The sequence below is a fragment of the Natrialba sp. PRR66 genome (genome assembly GCF_034808065.1).
Lineage (GTDB): Archaea > Halobacteriota > Halobacteria > Halobacteriales > Natrialbaceae > Natrialba > Natrialba aegyptia.
In genome coordinates this window covers 73,111-87,940 of sequence record NZ_JAXHGN010000007.1, presented here as the reverse complement: position 1 = coordinate 87,940, position 14,830 = coordinate 73,111, and the positions used below count along the sequence as shown (strand labels likewise).

14 protein-coding genes and 1 pseudogene are annotated in these 14,830 nt (G+C 56.0%); 6 read left to right on the top strand and 9 right to left on the bottom strand.

All coding sequences use genetic code 11. From position 1 onward, the window contains the following. The first annotated feature begins 41 nt into the window (after positions 1-41). Positions 42-1,157: a metal ABC transporter permease gene (locus SM755_RS21190; protein ID WP_323174428.1), complete on the top strand. Its 1,116-nt coding sequence runs from the start codon at positions 42-44 to the stop codon at positions 1,155-1,157. Positions 1,158-2,145: 988 nt separating this feature from the next. Here SM755_RS21190 and SM755_RS24560 read toward each other — a convergent pair. The 4 genes from SM755_RS24560 to SM755_RS21175 form a co-directional block, all read right to left on the bottom strand. Then, the gene (locus SM755_RS24560) at positions 2,146-2,322 is read right to left on the bottom strand and encodes an SAM-dependent methyltransferase (RefSeq protein WP_369335275.1); all 177 of its coding nucleotides are present in this window, start codon (positions 2,320-2,322) and stop codon (positions 2,146-2,148) included. A 238-nt stretch (positions 2,323-2,560) separates the two neighbouring features. Beyond that, positions 2,561-3,145: a molybdenum cofactor synthesis domain-containing protein gene (locus SM755_RS21185; RefSeq protein ID WP_323174427.1), complete on the bottom strand. Its 585-nt coding sequence runs from the start codon at positions 3,143-3,145 to the stop codon at positions 2,561-2,563. Continuing rightward, on the bottom strand, positions 3,138-4,487 hold the full coding sequence (locus SM755_RS21180; RefSeq protein WP_323174426.1) for a GTP-binding protein: 1,350 nt from the start codon (positions 4,485-4,487) through the stop codon (positions 3,138-3,140). Before SM755_RS21180 ends, SM755_RS21185 begins: the two co-directional genes overlap by 8 nt. Continuing rightward, positions 4,487-5,704, bottom strand: a complete 1,218-nt coding sequence (locus SM755_RS21175; RefSeq protein WP_323174425.1) for a GTP-binding protein — start codon at positions 5,702-5,704, stop codon at positions 4,487-4,489. The genes SM755_RS21180 and SM755_RS21175 overlap by 1 nt, the downstream gene beginning before the upstream one ends. Before the next feature lie 138 nt (positions 5,705-5,842). Between SM755_RS21175 and SM755_RS21170 the strand changes: the two genes are divergently transcribed. Next, entirely contained in the window at positions 5,843-6,043 is a 201-nt protein-coding gene (locus tag SM755_RS21170) for a hypothetical protein (protein WP_323174424.1), read from the top strand. Between the two features lie 7 nt (positions 6,044-6,050). On the opposite strand, the gene SM755_RS21165 is transcribed toward SM755_RS21170, so the two are convergent. The 3 genes and pseudogenes from SM755_RS21165 to SM755_RS21155 form a co-directional block, all read right to left on the bottom strand. Then, entirely contained in the window at positions 6,051-6,440 is a 390-nt protein-coding gene (locus SM755_RS21165; protein ID WP_323174423.1) for a CopG family transcriptional regulator, read from the bottom strand. 419 nt (positions 6,441-6,859) lie between these two features. After that, positions 6,860-7,270 carry a nickel-responsive transcriptional regulator NikR gene (locus SM755_RS21160; RefSeq protein WP_323174422.1) on the bottom strand — a complete coding sequence of 137 codons (411 nt, stop codon included), beginning with the start codon at positions 7,268-7,270 and terminating at the stop codon, positions 6,860-6,862. A gap of 204 nt (positions 7,271-7,474) precedes the next feature. Further along, positions 7,475-8,153, bottom strand: a pseudogene (locus SM755_RS21155) (helix-turn-helix domain-containing protein). 269 nt (positions 8,154-8,422) lie between these two features. On the opposite strand from SM755_RS21155, the gene SM755_RS21150 reads away from it, so the two are divergent. Continuing rightward, positions 8,423-9,358 carry an alpha/beta hydrolase gene (locus SM755_RS21150; protein WP_323174421.1) on the top strand — a complete coding sequence of 312 codons (936 nt, stop codon included), beginning with the start codon at positions 8,423-8,425 and terminating at the stop codon, positions 9,356-9,358. Positions 9,359-9,780: 422 nt separating this feature from the next. On the opposite strand, the gene SM755_RS21145 is transcribed toward SM755_RS21150, so the two are convergent. Next, on the bottom strand, positions 9,781-10,512 hold the full coding sequence (locus SM755_RS21145) for a helix-turn-helix domain-containing protein (RefSeq protein ID WP_323174420.1): 732 nt from the start codon (positions 10,510-10,512) through the stop codon (positions 9,781-9,783). Positions 10,513-10,778: 266 nt separating this feature from the next. Beyond that, on the bottom strand, positions 10,779-11,618 hold the full coding sequence (locus tag SM755_RS21140) for a proline dehydrogenase family protein (RefSeq protein WP_323174419.1): 840 nt from the start codon (positions 11,616-11,618) through the stop codon (positions 10,779-10,781). Positions 11,619-11,852: 234 nt separating this feature from the next. Between SM755_RS21140 and SM755_RS21135 the strand changes: the two genes are divergently transcribed. The 3 genes from SM755_RS21135 to SM755_RS21125 are packed head-to-tail and all read left to right on the top strand — an operon-like array spanning position 11,853 to position 14,672. Next, positions 11,853-13,319, top strand: a complete 1,467-nt coding sequence (locus tag SM755_RS21135; protein WP_323174418.1) for a sodium-dependent transporter — start codon at positions 11,853-11,855, stop codon at positions 13,317-13,319. 1 nt (position 13,320) lies between these two features. Further along, the gene (locus SM755_RS21130) at positions 13,321-13,644 is read left to right on the top strand and encodes a hypothetical protein (protein WP_323174417.1); all 324 of its coding nucleotides are present in this window, start codon (positions 13,321-13,323) and stop codon (positions 13,642-13,644) included. After that, positions 13,641-14,672, top strand: coding sequence for a proline racemase family protein (locus SM755_RS21125; protein WP_323174416.1), 1,032 nt, complete (start codon positions 13,641-13,643; stop codon positions 14,670-14,672). Before SM755_RS21130 ends, SM755_RS21125 begins: the two co-directional genes overlap by 4 nt. Positions 14,673-14,830 lie beyond the last annotated feature (158 nt).

Here is a 14,830-nt window from a genome sequence, read left to right as displayed (position 1 = left end):
ACCCTCGAGTTGATCAACGGCTTCGTCGAAACTGCTCAGCTATGAGTCAAGACACAAGCAAGTCCGTTACCGACAGCGAATCGACGGACAGGGAACCCAGTCGTTTCGAGCGCCGTGATGAACACACAGTACGTGAACTGATCGAACTGGTCGGGATCGTCGTTACGGCCGTTCTTGCTGTCCTCATGATCGGTTTCATTACGCTTGACTGGCTCCGATTCGCACCGGAGTGGGCGATGATCGGTCCCCACGCAGATCTGTTATTCGATCAATTTCTGATCGCTGGAGCGTGGATGGACATATACTTAGGAACGAATCAATTTCAACACCCGTTCACGTGGCGGGCAATCGCAACGGGCGTGCTTATCGGAATCGTCGCACCGGTCATCGGAACGTTTCTGGTTCACCGGCAAATGGCGCTTATCGGTGAGACGCTCGCACACACGGCATTCACTGGTGTTGCCGTCGGAGTACTATTTGCTGCTGTAACCGGATGGGGCGGCTCTCTACTGATCGTTGCACTCATCGTGAGCGTACTTGGTGCGATCGCACTCCAGTGGTTGACCGAGCACACCACCACATATGGAGACGTTCCCATCGCAATCGTTCTCAGTGGGAGTTTTGCAATCGGCACGCTCCTCATCACGTGGGGGCGGGATTTCGCCTCGATGGCGATCGATATCGAAGGCTTTCTGTTCGGTAGTCTGGCGGTCATTACCATCGAAGGCACACGGATGGTGGCCGCGCTCACCGTTGTCGTCGTTGCCATCGTCGCAGCCACGTATAAGCAACTGCTGTTCATCACGTTCGACGAACAGGCTGCCCGCGTCGCGCGACTCAACGTCGACCGGTATAACATGCTCCTGATTATTATGACTGCCGTCGTCGTCGTCGGTGCGATGCAAATCCTTGGCGTAATTCTCGTTGCAGCGATGCTCGTCATCCCGGTTGCAACTGCGACACAGATTGCCCATAGCTTTCGCGAGACACTGGTGCTCTCGATCCTATTCGGACAGATAGCCATCCTTAGTGGGCTGGCGTTCTCGATTGGAACAAGTCTCCCACCCGGTGGCTCAATTGTCGTCGCTGGAATCGCCTGCTACTTACTCGCTATCGGTCTCTCGGATCAGTCTGACACACAGATGTCAGTTCACTAGCTTATGAACCCCCTTTGGTTCAACTTGTTCAGCAATCAAAAATACCCCACAGTCAAGCGAAACCGTCTATTTCGCGGACCTCGTAAAGCTTCATTGGGACGAGCGTTTCCGCGGCCGCGGTGTCACCTACGACCTGACTGGCGAAATCTCCGAGCACGAAGAACGAAGACTGTGCTTCTGGTTCGTCCCCACTTGAGCCATCGGAACCGGTGTCACTTGAGAGATAGTCGGGAAAGGAGCCGATAGTAGTGAGACTGATTCCAGTCGCGACGAGTTGTCGTCAGGTGTATCGAGACATCTGTTGTTAATAGATGTAGAACAGATATTGTGAGATATAAACTATAGAGATTGTGTTAATAATAACCTGTTGTACAATAGGAAGTGTTACTAACAGCAGGGTAGATAACTAATCCGTCGCTTGGAATTGCTAAACGTTACTATCTCATATCCCGTATTACATAAGCCGGAGAAGCGTGCTAACAGGCATTTAGTATCTTTAGATCCCAGGTATAACCGCAATGTGCCACTGCTTCAGTGACCTGACCGAGATGAATGACAAAGAGCGAGAGGAGGTCCTCGAAGAACACCCGACGGAGGAACTCCGCGCTGAATACTCCGCCGAAGAACTGGAGACACTCGGCGTTACAGCCTGAGTTTTCCTATCGTCCAGACGCCTGATAGCTTCGTCTCATCAACCCGATTCGGCCTCCTCCTGTTTTTCGGCGTACGCTACGGTGTAGTCGTCTCGTTCGGCCACGTCCCCGGATTCACTGGTAACGAGCGTCTCCCCCGTGTTCATGAACAGGCGTCGGCCAAACGTAACGTCGTAGCCCGCTTAATCAGTTTCTCATGGGTCATCGGTACGTTAGTCATTTGAATAGAAGCAATCGCTCCGACCCGATCTGTGCCGCCGTCAGTCGCCTCGCGTAGCGTTAGTTCTGCCTCGACGTCAATATCCACTCCAAGAACTGAGGCGGATGCTGTTACACTACTGACCTGCCAGAATGACTGCAACGTCCACATCGGAATGGTGCTCGCGAAGTGTCCGACAGAGATGGCCGAACGTCAAGTAGGTACAGGGATCGCCGAGCGTGACAAACGCTGCATCACCGTTTCGCGCTCGTGGTTCGACTTCCGAAGCCGCCGTCTTCCAAGCCTCCTGCAGTTACCCAGGGCCAGTCGTCATCGGGAACTCGAGATTACCTAGCTTCGATTCGGAGACGTACTCGGCTGCGACGCGCCGTGAAATCTGCCCTGGTGAGTAGACGATGTCAGCCGATTCGAGCCATCAGCGACCACGAACTGTGAGCAGATTGGGCGCACCCGGCCCGAGTCAGATTCCGTAGAGCGTCATTGTTTGCCCACCCTACGTGGGGGCAAGAACCACGAACCCTACTCTGTACTCACTCATCCGCCTCACCGGCTATGTGTCGGGTCGCGAGCCCGGCGAGATGTGGGGCTTCTTCGGAGATGATCTCCGCTGTGGAGAGCTCGACGGCGTTCACACTTCCTGGAAGCACGAACACTGGCACGTCGCGGGCGATACCCGCTGTCGCACGGGTGGAGACGATACGCGTTCGTACCTCCTCCCAGGAGAGCCATCGGAACGCTTCGCCGAATCCCGGCAGTTCGCGGTCGAAGAGTTCACTCACTGCGTCAGGAGTGACGTCGTCGACGGTAACCCCCGTTCCGCCGGTTGTCACGACGATGTCGACATCCTCCTGATCCAGGCACTCACTCACAGTCGTCTGGATCCGGAAGTAGTCGTCCGGAACCATCCGGCGTGCCGTGACGACGTGGCCTGCTTTGACAAGGATACTCGCAATGGCGTCACCACTGGGATCCGAGGGGTCATTTTCGACGGCAGCCCCTCGGGACGATGACACTGTCACGATGGCGACGCCGAGTGGGTCGATACAGTCGTGGCCGTCGGCATCAGTTGTCCGTCGATCCTCGGTTGGTGGGAGTTCAGGACTGGCCTCACTCATTCTTCTCTCCGATGACGAGTCGCTGTTCGGTTGGTGGCTGTGAATACGACCTCCGACCAGGGAAAGAGTTCTCGAAGTCGCTCCAGTCGGCATCCATCTCCTCGTCGGTAAGGAGACAGTCGTCGAGTTCGTCGGCGATACCGGCCCGATCCATTCCGGCACCGATGAAGACGAGTTTCACTTCTCGGTCACCCCACTGGTCGTCCCAGTGGAGACCCGGATGCGACTCGCGGTACGACTCCTGCTGGAATGTGGGGAGTGTAGCCACCCATCGACCGTTGACCACAACGTGGGTCTGTATACCCGCTTGGCTCAGATTGAGAGCGTAGCGATCGCGTCCAGCGACCCACATATGGCCCTTCGCTCGGACGACGGAATCGGGGAACGAACGGAGCCACTCATGGAACCGCTCGGGATGGAACGGTCGGTGGCGCTCGTACACGAACGAATCGACACCAAATTCCGCGGGTGGGTGAAGGTGATCGTGATCCTGGCCGTCACTATGGTCATGTTCGTGGCTGTGGTCGTCGCCATGTTCGTGTTCGTGGCCGTTGTGATCTGTCTCTGTCTCTGTCTCGGTGTCGTCGTGCTCGTGCAGGTCTGTATCTGTGTCGTCCCCGTGGTTAGTGGAGATAACCTGTTTCCACCGGGCGGCGTTACTCGCTTCATCTTTGTCGAACTGCCCCGTTCCGAGAATTCGATCCGGGTCAACAGCGCTTTCGGTCGTCCGGACGATGTCTACTCCAGGGTGGAGTGTTCGGATGACACGTTCGACCTCCTCACGCTCCTCATCAGAGACGAGATCACACTTGTTGAGGATGAGGACATTGCAAAACTCGACCTGCTCAGCGAGCAGATCCGAGAGTGGCCGCGTGTCGTCATCGCTGGATTTGAGTGGATCCTTGAGGACGAACGCTTGATGGAACTGGTGGGCGTCAACCACAGTAACGGTCGTGTCAAGTTCGTACAGCGCCGAGGCACGCGCGGGTGAGACGAACCGTTGTGCAATCGGGACTGGGTCGCTGATCCCTGAGGCTTCGATAACCAGGTAATCGAACTCCTCATCGAAAGCGAGACGTCGGAGTTCTTGATCCAGTTCGTTTTGAAGCCCGCAGCAGATACACCCGTTTGACAATTCCGTGACGCCACCATCGTCCATCGAGAGCTCGGAGCCACTCTCGATGAGATTGGCGTCGACGTTCACCTCGCCGACATCGTTGACGAGGACAGCGATATCGTACTGTTCACCACCGACGGTGAGGAGGTGGTTGAGTAGGGTCGTCTTTCCAGCACCGAGGCCGCCGCTCAGAATCGTGACTGGTGGTTGGTCGTCGAAGCTCATCAGTCGTCGGCCAACGCCAGTTCACGCTGGTCGTCAAGACCGAACGGATCCGGATACGCACTCCAGTCCTCATCCATCTCCACGTCTGAGAGGAGACAGTCGTTCAGCCGTTCGACCAGTGATTCTTGATCGAACTCACGGCCAATGAAGACGAGCTGGATCCCGCGATCACCCCACTGCTCGTCCCAGTCCTCCTTGATACCGGGTCGCGCAGCGAAGTAGCGCTCCTGTTGGGCCTTCGGGAGCGTAGCGATCCATGTTCCTTTCGGACCGGCCCGGACGGACTGGCCTGCTTTATCGAGCCCCATCGCGATGTCTTCGCGGCCCGCCGACCAGAAAAAGCCCTTCGCACGGACGATACCATCCGGGAGGTCGGCAAAGAGATGAGCAATCCGTTCGGGATGAAACGGTCGGTCGGCGTCGAATACGAACGAGGTAACCCCGTGTTCCTCAGCGGCTGCCTCGTGATGGTGCCCCTCCTGTAGTTCTTGCTTCCACCCCGCGGACTGACTGGCGCGTTCGAAGTCAAACCGTCCTGTATTCAGGATCTCTTTGGGATCGACCGCTCCGTGTTCTGTTCGGATGATCTTCGCCCGCGGCTGGAGTGCTTTGAGTACCGCCTCCATTTCCTCCAGTTCCGCTTCAGGCACGAGGTCGCACTTGTTCAGCAGGAGGACATCGCAGAACTCGATCTGGTCCAGAAGCGCTTCTTCGGGAACGCGATTGTCCTGAGGGTCGATCGAGTTGTCAGTGAGTGCCTGTCCCGAATCGAAGCCCTGCCAGAAGCTGTGTGCATCGACGACGCTAACCATCGTATCGAGTTCATAGACTCCGGTGGGGTCGAACTCCGCGTCCTCGAATCCACGGGTGAACGTCTGGGCGACCGGAATCGGTTCGCTGATTCCGGACGACTCGACGAGGAGGTATTCGAAGTCTTGCTCTTCAGACAATCGTCCCACCTCGTCAAGCATATCTCCACGGAGCCGACAGCAGATACAGCCGTTCGACAGTTCGATGATTTCCTCGTCGTTCTGGGTGAGTTCTGACTCACGCTCGACGAGGTCGGCGTCGACGTTCACCTCACCCATGTCGTTGACGACGACGGCGGCGTTCAGTTCTCGCTCGCTACTGAGGATGTGGTTGAGTGTCGTGGTCTTTCCAGCACCGAGGCTTCCACTGAGGATCGTCACCGGAATCGGGTCGTTACTGAACAGCATATGAGAGTTATGAATCTGCTACACTAAAATACTAATTATTATCCTCAGTTGCGCTATTCAGTAATAGAAAATAATAACATTATTATAGTTTTTAGCATATAGTATAGTTAGCATTTCGATGCCCGAAGCGTTACTCGATTGCAGCGATATATCGTCTCCGCGAACACTCATACACACACTGGAGATCAAGACTGCAGAGAGCTGTTCGTCTTACAGGGAACTACGGAAGGCATCTTTGAGTTCATCAACACTGTTCGAGCAGTACCCGATGTCCGAGCGGTGGATTACTCAGTCACATCACTTAGCGGGAATTCTCTTGACCAGTCGATCCGGTCATGAGTAAAGCCTAGTGCTCGGCAAGGAGCATCAACTTGACCCGACTTACCGCATCGAAATTCCGCAAGTGATAGGTGAGGTTTCGGATCCGTTCTGCAGGTCCGCGGTAGAAGAGGGTTTCAAGGCACCACTCTCCTTCGTGAATGTGATTCGTGATTGTGATGACGTCCTGAAATTGATGTTGCACGTCATGAATATCCTCGATCACTGCTTCGTGTTCATAATCGAATGCGATGATGACGACGACATCTCCCGCGATATCTTCGAGTCGAGTATGTACCTCGATATATTCCTGCATCGCCTCGCGGACGCCGCGCGAACGGGAATCTAACCCCTCAGACTGCCACGTTTCGTCGAATTCGGAGAGGAGGTCATCCGGGATGTTGAAGCTCGTGCGCATCGTATATTAATCTGCACTCTATACATGTGAATTGTTGGTAATCAGTCTCCCTTGATTATACATCCCCTTTCAGAAGGACCCCAACCTGACGTACCAATATCAACAAGAGTTCTCGAATCACCTCATCTGATAGGAAAGTCCTCTATCACCGTTGTTGAGTCCTGCAAATGGGCGAAATTAGTTGCTATTGAGTACAGGTAGTCCTAACAAGGCGGCAGTTGATAGATTCTTGCTCTATCTGTCGTCTCGAGGAGATGTATCTGAATTTGGGGAGAATGTATTGCTCTGGTGGCCGAGTAGGATTTTAGTCCCGTTGAGGCCGCCATGAAGAGGTGTATGGTTCAATCGTAGGGAGGTGATAATTCAGGGATATTGTTAGTGATTTCTCCCTCTTCCTGACCCTTCCGGTGGCTGTGGGCCTATTGTTCGCTAATCTCTGCGTTCATCACATCGACGGGAACAACCGTGTATTCGACCAAGACTGACTCATCAGTCCCTCGAATTATTCCAATAAACCGCAAGACGTCGGGGTAGGCGGCTTCGATGACGAACGTCTCGACACAGCCTGCGTTGTTGTCTAGGCAGTTATGGGAGTTTGATCGAATCGATGCTTCGAACTGGTGGCGAATATCCATCATCTGGCGTTCAATCTCCGGTTCATCGTATCCGAAGACGGCGGTGATCGTGGCCAGTACCTGTCGGTCCTCGTAGTCTGTCTCTTGGTACTCTTCGAGCAGTGATTGGCACGCTTCGCGAATTACCTCACTTCGTCCGCTGTAGCCATGTTCTTCTGCAAACCTATCGAGATCATCGCGGAGTCGCTCGGTCATCGAGGAGCTCACAATGGGCATATATTAAAAATAGATCCATAGATAATAGATATGGTGGTTATACTGCCCCAGAGTTAATATTGGATTCGAGTTCGGATATCAGACTCTGTTTTGAAACCTTCCAGAAACATAATTAGGTGTGGCGGTTCGCTTGACTTCCGTTTTGGAATTTCTAGGACCATCGACGTCGGCTACTACTGGGTGTTATCTAGAAACCGCGTTTAAGTGATCCCTCGTCTCTAACGAATCGGTGAGAAGTTGGCGCTCGCCGCGGCGGAGAAGACTCGACAGAGCGGGCTGTGAGATGCCGAGTTCCGCGGCGAGTTCTTCGGCCGTGACTTGACGCGGGCTCTCGTAGTACCCACGAGAGAGTGCGAGGGAGAGCGCCTCCCCGCTGTCGCTCGGTGACCCCCTCCTGTGACGAATCATCAGATAGCGACGGATTAGGAGTAATGGATACGAGATCCAGAGAGATATCATTGTCTTCGCAACTTGCTCGGAAGTCGTTAACTGCCTCGTAGTCTTTGAACAGCTTCGTTTCGTGCCATCGGTTCTTACTGATAGTCGCTGATCTCAGTTGCGTGCTGTCGATGTGTTCAGTAGTGAAGGCTTCAGAGACAGAATCCTCGAGTTCAACTGTGAGCTGATAGATGGTTCTGTCGCTCGTCTCGCCGAGGAGAGTCGCCTCCGTTACGTCATCGAGCGCCGAGAGTTCCGATTCAGAGACGTCGTCGTCGAGGTCAAACTGCACGGTGAACGTCCGAACGTCCGAGTGAAGACAGAGTGCGTGAACGCAGTCTACTTCATCGGGTTGCAGCGTCTCCGCGATACTGACGAGTGGAAGTGAAGGCGAACGGAGAACGAGTTCAGTCGTGATATTCATTGTACAGAGCTACGCTTTGCGGACGGTTAAAATTCTGGACCGCAGACAATGTGTTCGGAGACGCCGAATTTCGCTCCGACTCGTGGATACGACGAACGTCCGTGCCAACCCTCAGTTGAAGAGATGGCTAATTCGCACTCCTCACTGGACGAACTTCTCCGCCGAGCCAAGCGCCAGTTCCGTTCATCTGCACGTGGTCCGCAGAGAGACTTAAACACCGTTTACAGATAACATCGAACCCAAGCCGCTCACGACCTTCGATTCTGGTGATGTCAGTGACCAACGGAGGTGAACCGGGTGAACAGTTCGAGAGTGTGCGTTTCCCGAGTACGGGCATGATGCTTGCGGGGCACCTCTACGCCCCGGATAATCCGTCTTCGACGCCGGCTCCGGCCATCGTCGTCGGCCACCAGACGACTGCAGTGAAGGAGCAATCACCGGCCGTATATGCCCAGCGTCTGGTTGAGCAGGGATTCATCGTGCTCACGTTCGACGCGGCCTACCAGGGTGAGAGCGAGGGCGAGCCCCACGGCCTGGAAGATCCGTTCAAGCGCTCCGAGGACTTCCGCAACGCCGTGTCATACCTGACGACCCGCGAGGAGGTCGATCCCGAGCGGATCGGCGTGCTCGGCATCTGCGGTTCGGGCGGCTACGCCCCGTACGCCGCACAGACCGACCACCGGATGAAGGCCGTGGCAACCGTCAGCGCAGCAGATGTTCCCAGCTTTTTCCGAAATCCAGATCCAGAAGGATTTCAGCAGCTGGTCGAGCAAGCGGGAACGTTACGTACCGAGGAAGCCGCTGGCTTCCCGGCCACTCTAGTCAGTGCGCTGCCGGAACAGAACGAGATAGACGACTCGACTCCTCAGAGCATCCGCGAGTTCGTCGACTACTACAAGACGTCCCGTGGCCGGCACCCACGTGCAACCAACAAGTGGGTAGCCCGCAGCGCCGACTTACTCGATCAGTTCGACCCGTACGCCGACATCGATAAGATCGCTCCACGACCGCTATTGATGATTGCTGGCACCGAAGCATCCACGCTGCACTACAGCGAGGACGCGGTCAAGAGGGCCGGCGAGAACGCCGAACTCTTCACGATCGAAGGCGCGACGCACGTCGACCTCTACGACAGGGACAAGTACGTCACCCCGGCCGTAGACAAGCTGACCGAGTTCTTCGACCAGCATCTGGGCAATGCCTAAACGGGCGCGGGTGCCCGAATCGCGATCACGGAGTGCCTTCGACCCGTCGTAGACCTCGAGGTCACTACTGAAGTGACGGCGATCGATCAGGGTACACTTGGTCACGCGGAGTAGAAACCCGCGTGAGAGAGTCTGCACGGAGATTTACTCGCCAGCCGTCGACTACTCTCCCTGTTGTGGCCCGTCTACTATCACACCCGAAGCCACGGCAGTGCAACGACTGTGAACGAACAGCAACAACCTCACACCGAATACCGAGTTCCGGAACCACCGCAAATCTCCGAGGCCCCATAGCGGTTCTACCCTCACGAGCAAGTAACGGGGTGAACTCGTGGTTTCGAAATGCACTCGATCGACCGAATGAGAGGGTCGTCAAGCGAGAAAGAGAACGTATCGAGTTCAGGGCAGTACCCGACCGCCCATCACTCTTGGTCCAGCAGCTTCGCCTCCGCTTTTCGGAGGTGCTCCAGCAGCGTCGTCTTCGAGATGTCGGTCTTTTTCGCGAGTTCTTTCGTGGTGATTCCCCGGGGCCAGGCGTAGTAATCGTGGGTACAGGCGAGTTCAAATACCTCTCGCTGACGCTCTGAAAGCGTCTCTTGGTTCGGCTGAGAGTGACTGCGGTTCGACGACACCACTCTGCGGACAGAGACGTCTGCATCTTTCTCTTCGCGAAGCGAATCGAGACGCGCATTGATATCTTCCCGATCCCCCGTAATGACGACAGGCCAGTATTCACGGCCGTCACGAACGCGGACGGGGGCGTCGTGTATGAACCCGTGTGAAAGCAACGCGTCGCTTATCGTGTTCCGGTGATTGTACTCAACGAAAAGTTCACACGACGCGTTCCCGTAGTTCGTCGCTCTCCCGGTAAAGTCGTGGCAGCGTTCGAACTCCATCACTGACTGCGTATGCTCGGATTGCTCAGCAGCCGCAACTAGTTTTTTGACTTCTTGTGTGGTGTCCGCATAGGCGGTGAAATGCCCGCGGACAAGCGACTCCGCTGATCGGGATTCATCGACGGAGGGAGCCTTGTATACCGTGTGGGCGATCAAATCCGCATCTGCTTGCGCCGTTACTTCAAGGGTCCAACAATTCGGGTGCCAAATGTCGAGCGTGAGACTGGTTGTGTCTTCCGTTCTGTATTCAGTTGCCATTACGAAGCCTGTAAATGGGGTTCGGAAGAAGGTATATAAAACCAACCCCGACTATGAACGGTGGTGGGGACGAGGTAGCTGATTCCATCGGCAGGTGCTCCTCCTTCCGATTCTCACGCGATGAAGCCGGATCTGTCTGCGGCCAAAGCGGGGTCGACCACTGAGTGCGTCATCGACAGATTCCCCATACTACCCGGTGTGTCTGCAACGGATCGGGCCAGCCAGACGAGACGGTTCGTCACGACTGACCGAAGAGTCGACCCGTCTCAGGATGTAAGGACGGCTCGGGCCGCAAACAACAGGTTCTCTTTGCGCTCGCGAACTCGTCTGTAGAAGTACGACGCCCACTTGTTCCCGTACGGGATGTACTGATTGACCTCGTACCCCTCTCGAGCGAGTTCACGTTGGGCGTCCGTTCGAACGCCCATCAGCATTTGTATCTCGAAGTCGGTTTTGTACCGCTCTCGAAGTTCTTTCGCGTAGTCGATCATTTCGGGATCGTGGCTCCCAACGGCGATCCCGCTGTTGAACGTCTGGAACATGTACTCAAGGTGACTCTTATACGCTTCGTTGACATGCTTTTTCTGTTGGTATGCGACATCCGACGGTTCATCGTAGGCACCCTTGACGAGCCGAACCTTGCCGGGAACCTCAGCGAGGCGTTCGAGATCGTCGGCCGTCCGTTTGAGGTTGGCCTGCACGCAGAGCCCAACGCCGCCTCCGTATCTGGAGGCGGACTGCGTGTACGCGTCGAGGGTTACATCGGTCGTCGTGTAATCTTCCATATCGACCCAGACAAACACGTTCTTTTCATCGGCCGTGCTCAGTATCCGTGCGAGGTTGTCCTCGAACACCTCATCACCAGCATCGAGTCCAATCTGAGAGGGTTTGACCGAGATGGATGCGGTGAGTTCCGTCTTCTCGAGTTGAGCGATGAGATTGAGATACTTGCTCACATCCTCATCCGCGGCGTCTCGGGTTTGGTAGTGCTCGCCGAGTACGTTCAGTATGCCGCCAATACCGTTTCGGTTGAGGTCGGCCACGTGATCGAGTGACTCGCTCGCAGATTCGCCGGCAACAAAACGTCTCGCTATAGGAGGTATCATTCTTCGCAATATCGATACCCACCGGTACTAAGTTCAGTACCTACCAAACAATTCGCGACCATAATAGTAGGAATATAGATATATTATGAACCAGGTCGACGATTCACTAATGACAACAGGGCCAGTGGATCGCAACCCTCACACTGAGAGATAAGTGAGTGTATATCAAAGAACCCAACCATAGTAGGGGAGTAATATAACTTCCACCTATGTCACGGGTTGGGTAGGGTTATCATGACAGATTCACCAGCCAGAACAGCGAGAGAAGAGTGGGGAAGCCGGTTCGGCTTTCTCATGGCGATGGTCGGAGCGATGGTTGGAGCGGGAAACATCTGGCGGATGCCGTTTACGACGGGGCAGAACGGTGGCGGCGCGTTCCTCGTCGCGTACATTCTTCTGTTGTATGTCATCGCCGTTCCCGGTCTAATGGCCGAGACGATGGTCGGTCGGTACACGAACACCGGCGTCATCGGATCGTTTAGACAAGTTCTCCAGAGTAAGCGCGGTCAGGGGCTCGGTCTCGTCGTCCTCATCGTCAACGTGGCGCTGATGTCCTACTACGCGCCGATCATCGCATGGGCGCTCTACTACACTGTCCATTCGTTGCTCTTGACGTTCACCCAACCGGGCTTCCAGCCGCAGGCGTTCTGGGAGGGATTCATTTCCAACCCCGCGCTCGTCATCGGGATGCACACGCTGACCATGGCCGGACTCGCCGGTGTTCTCGTCTTCGGAATCCGGCGCGGTATTGAGCGCGTGGTAAAATGGATGATCCCGCTCCTGGTCATCGCGCTTATCGCGGTCGGGATACGCGGCGTCACCCTCCCCGGTGGAACGGAAGGACTGGCGTTCGTCTTCACTCCCGAATGGGAATCGCTCGCTCGCGGAAGCACGTGGGTTGCAGCACTCAGCCAGGCGCTGTTCTCGACGGGATTAGGATGGGGTATCGCACTCACCTACGGAAGCTATCTCGGGCGGTACGACGACGTTCCACTCGGGGGCGGTCTATTCACCGCAGTCGGAAACACGAGTATCGGTCTCCTGGCGGTATTCGCAACGTTCCCCGTCGTCTTCGCGTTCGGACTCGAACCGAGCGCAGGATCTAACTTGCTGTTCATCTCGCTGGCCGAGGTGTTCCCGGAGCTGCCCGGCGGAGCGGCGTGGGCCATCGTGTTCTTCGCGTCGTTCTTCTTTGCAACGTTCACGTCCGGTCTCGGTATCACCGAGGTCGGCGTAACGACCGTTTCCGAAGAAACGGATCTCTCGCGAACCGGTTCGGTGCTCGCGGTCTGTGGAGTCATCTGGATGCTCGGACTCCCGAGCGCCTACTCGTCGTCGTTCCTCGACCAGATGGACTTCATGTTCGGCACCTTCGGCCTCCCGCTGGCGACGCTTTCGATCATCGTGCTCGTTGCGTGGAAAATCGGTCCTGAATGCGCCCGCGTTATCGACCTCAATCGCAATACGGGCATCTACGTCGGTCGATGGTGGAACCCGGTCGTCAAGTACGTCATCCCGGCCGTGATGATATTCATCCTCGGATACGGAGTCGTCTCGAGTATCGGCACCGAGAACCAGACCTTGATGATACTGGGCATCGCATTCATGGTTGTACTCACCGTCGTGAGTACTGCTGTGATGAGCATCATCGGAGAGGCGTCCACTGGGTCTGTAGAACTCGCATCGGACGGGGGTGACTGAGATGGCGCTCTCAACCGTCGCATGGGTGACGATGCTCCTCGCAATACTTGCACTCCCCGGCGTCGCGAGCGTCGTCCTCGTCAGGTCGCTCCGCACCGAAGGGCGAAAACTGACGCTGCTCAGAGAACAGGGGAACCTCGATAGCTACTCGCCGCAAGCACTGAAAGAACTCCGCGAATGGATTCAGGCGAACCCGAACAATCCGTACGTGGCTGATGCTCGGCAGCGATACAACGAGTGCGTGCGAACGCTCAGGGAGATTGAGAACCCATACTACGACTGGTCCGACGAACAGATCGAGGAACTGGAGGTAATCGAAGAATGACGTCCGACAACGATTTCGACGACACGCATGTGGACGCGTCGTTCACGACGATCGATACACACACGGCGGGCGAACCGACGCGCATCCTCCTCGATGGCCTCGACCGATCAACGCTCGACGGCGAGAGCGTTCGCGCAAAGCGCGAATCGTTCGCCGAGGAGTACGACTGGGTCCGCAAACTGCTGATGAAAGAACCGCGGGGCCACGACGATATGTTCGGTGCGGTCATCGTCGACCCGGACGAGGATACCGCGGACCTCGGCGTGTTCTTCATGGACAGCAAGGGGTACTTGGACATGTGTGGTCACGGGACGATCGGCGTCGTCTCTGCGCTTATCGAGCACGGACACCTGTCCGCCGAACCGACAATTCGCGTGGAGACGCCGGCAGGCGTCGTCGAAGCGACGCCCCAGTACGCCGAGGGAGGCGTCGAACGAGTCACGATCCAGAACGTCACGTCGTTCGTCTACGACGCGACGACGGTCCCCGTCTCGTTTCTGGATTCGCCGCTTCGGGTCGACATCGTCTACGCCGGGAACTTCTTCGCGCTCGTCGACAGCAAACAACTCGGCGTCTCGGTCGATACCACCCGAACCGACGAGTTCATCGATTGGGGCCTCGAAATCCGGGCCGCCGTCAACGATGAACTCGATATCGTGCATCCGTTCTCCGGCGAACCCGATAGCGTGTCCATTACCGAAATATACGAGTCTTCCGACGATGCCGACCGCAGCATCGTTATCTTCGGCGGCGGCCAGGTGGATCGCTCTCCGTGCGGGACCGGAACGTGTGCGAAGATGACGCTCTTGTACGAGAGTGGACGACTCGCTGTTGACGAACCGTACATCCACGAAAGCGTCATCGGAACGCGGTTTGAGGGCCGAATCATCGAAACGAAAGAGCGGGAGGGAATCACCCTGACGGTCCCGACGATAACCGGGACCGCTCGAATCACGGGCAAGCACACGTTCATCAAAGACCACAGAGACTCGATAACCAGCCTGAGCATCACTTCGGACGAGGAATAGCGTTCGCCCTGTTGCTCGTTAAACAGTACAGTTGCACGCCCACCCGTATGCATCAAGACGCTCCATCTTGCCGATCACCGCTCAGTACACGGCCCTGTGTTCGACGAGACCGCGACCGTCAACGGGCTGTTGGAAGTCGGTTCCGGCGAATCACCGTC